We start from the raw sequence: 3,232 nt of genomic DNA, 5'->3' as shown, positions 1-3,232 counted from the left end.
ATCACCCGGCTTTGCCCTCCGCGCGCTCGCGGGCACCGCCCGCGTGGGCGTCGCCCTGCCCGCCGCGTCCGGCGGCGACGTCGAGGCCGTCGCGCTCGGCGCGCTCCTCGGCAACTACACCTTCGACTCCTACCGCACCGGCGAGCACAAGAGCCCGGTCGGGGAGATCCGCCTCGCCGGCCCGGCCGCCGCGCAGGACGGCGCGGACGCCGCCGTCGAGCGCGCCCGGGTCCTCGCCAAGTCGATCAACCTGGTCCGCGACCTGGTGAACACCCCGCCCTCCCACCTCGCCCCCGAGGACCTCGCGGGCGAGGCCGAGCGCGTCGCCGGCGAGGCGGGCCTCGCCATCGAGGTGCTCGACGAGAAGGCCCTGGTCGACGGCGGGTACGGCGGCATCGCGGGCGTCGGGCAGGGCTCGGTGAACCCGCCGCGGCTCGTCCGGCTCGCCTACACGCACCCCGAGGCGTCCAAGACCCTCGCGCTCGTCGGCAAGGGCATCACGTTCGACTCCGGCGGCCTGTCGCTCAAGCCGGCCGAGGCGATGGACTGGATGAAGTCCGACATGGGCGGCGCGGCCGCCGTGCTCGGCGCGCTCGCAGCGATCGCCGAGCTCCGCCCGAAGGTCAACGTCGTCGGCTACCTCGCGATCGCCGAGAACATGCCGAGCGGCACCGCCCAGCGCCCGTCCGACGTGCTGCGCATCTACGGCGGCAAGACCGTCGAGGTCCTCAACACCGACGCCGAGGGCCGCCTCGTCATGGCCGACGCGCTCGTCCGCGCCGGCGAGGACGATCCCGACCTCATCGTGGACGTCGCGACGCTGACCGGCGCGCAGCTCGTCGCGCTCGGCACCCGCACCACGGGGGTCATGGCCAACGACGACGACGTCCGTGAGAAGGTGGTCGCGGCGGCGGGCCGCGCCGGCGAGGCGTCGTGGGGCATGCCGCTGCCCGCGGAGCTGCGCAAGGGCCTGGACTCCGCGGTGGCCGACATCGCCAACATCAGCGGCGAGCGCTGGGGCGGCATGCTGGTCGCCGGGGTCTTCCTCAAGGAGTTCGTGCCGGACGGCGTGAAGTGGGCCCACCTCGACATCGCGGGCCCGTCCTTCCACAAGGGCGAGCCGTACGGGTACACCCCGAAGGGCGGCACGGGCGCCGCCACCCGCACGCTGGTCCAGATCGCCGAGGACCTCGCCGCCGGGGTTCTGTAGACCCCGCCGCACGCGGCCGGCGGGACAAGCTAATAGGTTCTTCGTGGTGGTGGGGGCCGCCGACACCGGCCGGCCCCCGCCCCGCGCCGGGCGCCGCGATCCACGCGGCGCCGCACCGGGAGAGGGAGCGGGAAGTGGCCAACAGCGGCCCCTACGACATCGTGGTCCTGGGAGCCGGCAGCGGCGGGTACGCGTGCGCGCTGCGCGCCGCCGAGCTCGGCAAGTCGGTCGCCCTCATCGAGCGGGACGAGTCCCTCGGCGGGACCTGCCTGAACCGCGGCTGCATCCCCACCAAGGCGCTGCTGCACGCGGCCGAGGTGGCGGACCAGACGCGCGAGGCGGCGAAGTTCGGCGTCAAGGCCGTCTTCGAGGGCATCGACGTCGCCGGCGTCCACGCCTACAAGGACAAGGTCGTCTCCACCACCGTCAAGGGCCTCACGGGGCTGATCAAGTCCCGCGGCATCGAGGTCGTGCACGGCACCGGCCGGCTCGCCGGCCCGACCAGCGTCGAGGTCACCACGCCGGACGGCGAGGTCCGCACCCTGGAGGGCGCCCACATCGTCCTCGGCACCGGATCCGCGCCGAAGTCGCTGCCCGGCCTGGAGATCGACGGCGAGCGCGTCATCTCCAGCGACCACGCGCTGCGCCTCCAGCACGTCCCCGGCTCCGTCGTGATCCTGGGCGGCGGCGTCATCGGCGTCGAGTTCGCCAGCGTGTGGCGGTCGTTCGGCGCCGAGGTCACGATCGTCGAGGCGCTCCCCCACCTGCTGCCGCTGGAGGAGGAGTCGAGCTCCAAGCGGCTGGAGCGCGCCTTCCGCAAGCGCGGGATCAAGTTCGAGCTGGGCGTCCGGTTCGAGAGCGTCAAGCCCACCCCGGGCGGCGTCTCGGTCACGCTGGAGGGCGGCAAGGTGATCGACGCCGAGCTGCTGCTCGTCGCGGTCGGCCGCGGCCCCGTCTCCGACGGCATCGGCCTCGCCGAGGCGGGCGTCGAGACCGAGCGCGGCTTCGTCAAGGTCGACGAGTACTGCCGGACGAGCGTCCCCACGATCTCGGCGGTCGGCGACCTGATCCCGACGCCGCAGCTGGCCCACGTCGGCTTCGCCGAGGGCATCCTCGTCGCCGAGCGGCTGGGCGGGCTGACCCCGCCGCCGATCGACTACGACGGCGTGCCGCGCATCACCTACTCCGACCCCGAAGTCGCCTCGGTGGGCATCACCACCGCCGTGGCCCGGGAACGCGGGCACGAGGTCAAGGAGTTCACCTACGACCTGGCCGGCAACCCCCGGAGCAAGATCCTGGGGACGCAGGGCGAGGTCAAGGTCATCGCCGCCGTGGACGGCCCCGTCCTCGGCATCCACATGGTCGGCGCGCGCGTCGGCGAGCTCATCGCGGAGGGGCAGCTCATCTACAACTGGGAGGCCCTGCCCGGCGAGGTCGCCCAGCTCATCCACCCCCACCCGACCCAGTCCGAGGCGGTCGGCGAGGCGCACCTCGCCCTCGCCGGCAAGCCGCTGCACGTGCACGGCTGACACCGCCGCACCCGTACGAGCCGCACCGTTTCACTCGAAGGTTCTTCCGAAGGAGTCGCTGAGAGCCATGCCGGTCTCCGTCACTATGCCCCAGCTCGGCGAGAGCGTCACCGAGGGCACCGTCACCCGCTGGTTGAAGAAGGAGGGTGAGCGCGTCGAGACCGACGAGCCGCTTCTCGAAGTGTCGACCGACAAGGTCGACACCGAGATCCCTTCGCCCGCGTCCGGGATCCTGACCAGCATCACCGTCGCCGAGGACGAGACCGTCGAGGTCGGCGCCGAGCTCGCCGTCATCGGCGACGAGGGCGACGCGCCGTCCGGCGGCGGTGCCCCGGCCGAGCAGCCGCAGGAGGCGCAGCAGGAGGCCCCCGCCCAGGAGGCCCCCGCGCAGCAGCAGGAGGCGCCCCAGCAGGAGGCGCCGCAGCAGCCTCAGGCCCAGCAGCCGCAGGCGCAGCAGGCCCCGCCGCCCGCCGCGTGGCCGCCGCCCGCGCAG

3 protein-coding genes are annotated in these 3,232 nt (G+C 73.8%); all 3 read left to right on the top strand.

Features of this window, described 5'->3' with window-relative positions:
• Nucleotides 1-1,210, top strand: a 1,210-nt coding sequence (locus E1300_RS48645; RefSeq protein ID WP_131764027.1) for a leucyl aminopeptidase, incomplete at its 5' end; no start/stop codon positions are given.
• A 134-nt stretch (nt 1,211-1,344) separates the two neighbouring features.
• Nucleotides 1,345-2,739, top strand: a complete 1,395-nt coding sequence (lpdA, locus tag E1300_RS48640) for a dihydrolipoyl dehydrogenase (protein WP_131764026.1) — start codon at nt 1,345-1,347, stop codon at nt 2,737-2,739.
• Between the two features lie 67 nt (nt 2,740-2,806).
• Nucleotides 2,807-3,232, top strand: a 426-nt coding sequence (locus tag E1300_RS53195; RefSeq protein ID WP_306440713.1) for a biotin/lipoyl-containing protein, incomplete at its 3' end; no start/stop codon positions are given.

It is taken from the genome of Actinomadura fibrosa (genome assembly GCF_900659615.1).
Lineage (GTDB): Bacteria > Actinomycetota > Actinomycetes > Streptosporangiales > Streptosporangiaceae > Spirillospora > Spirillospora fibrosa.
Note: the sequence above shows the minus strand (reverse complement) of the source record. Positions and strands in the feature narration are given on the sequence as shown.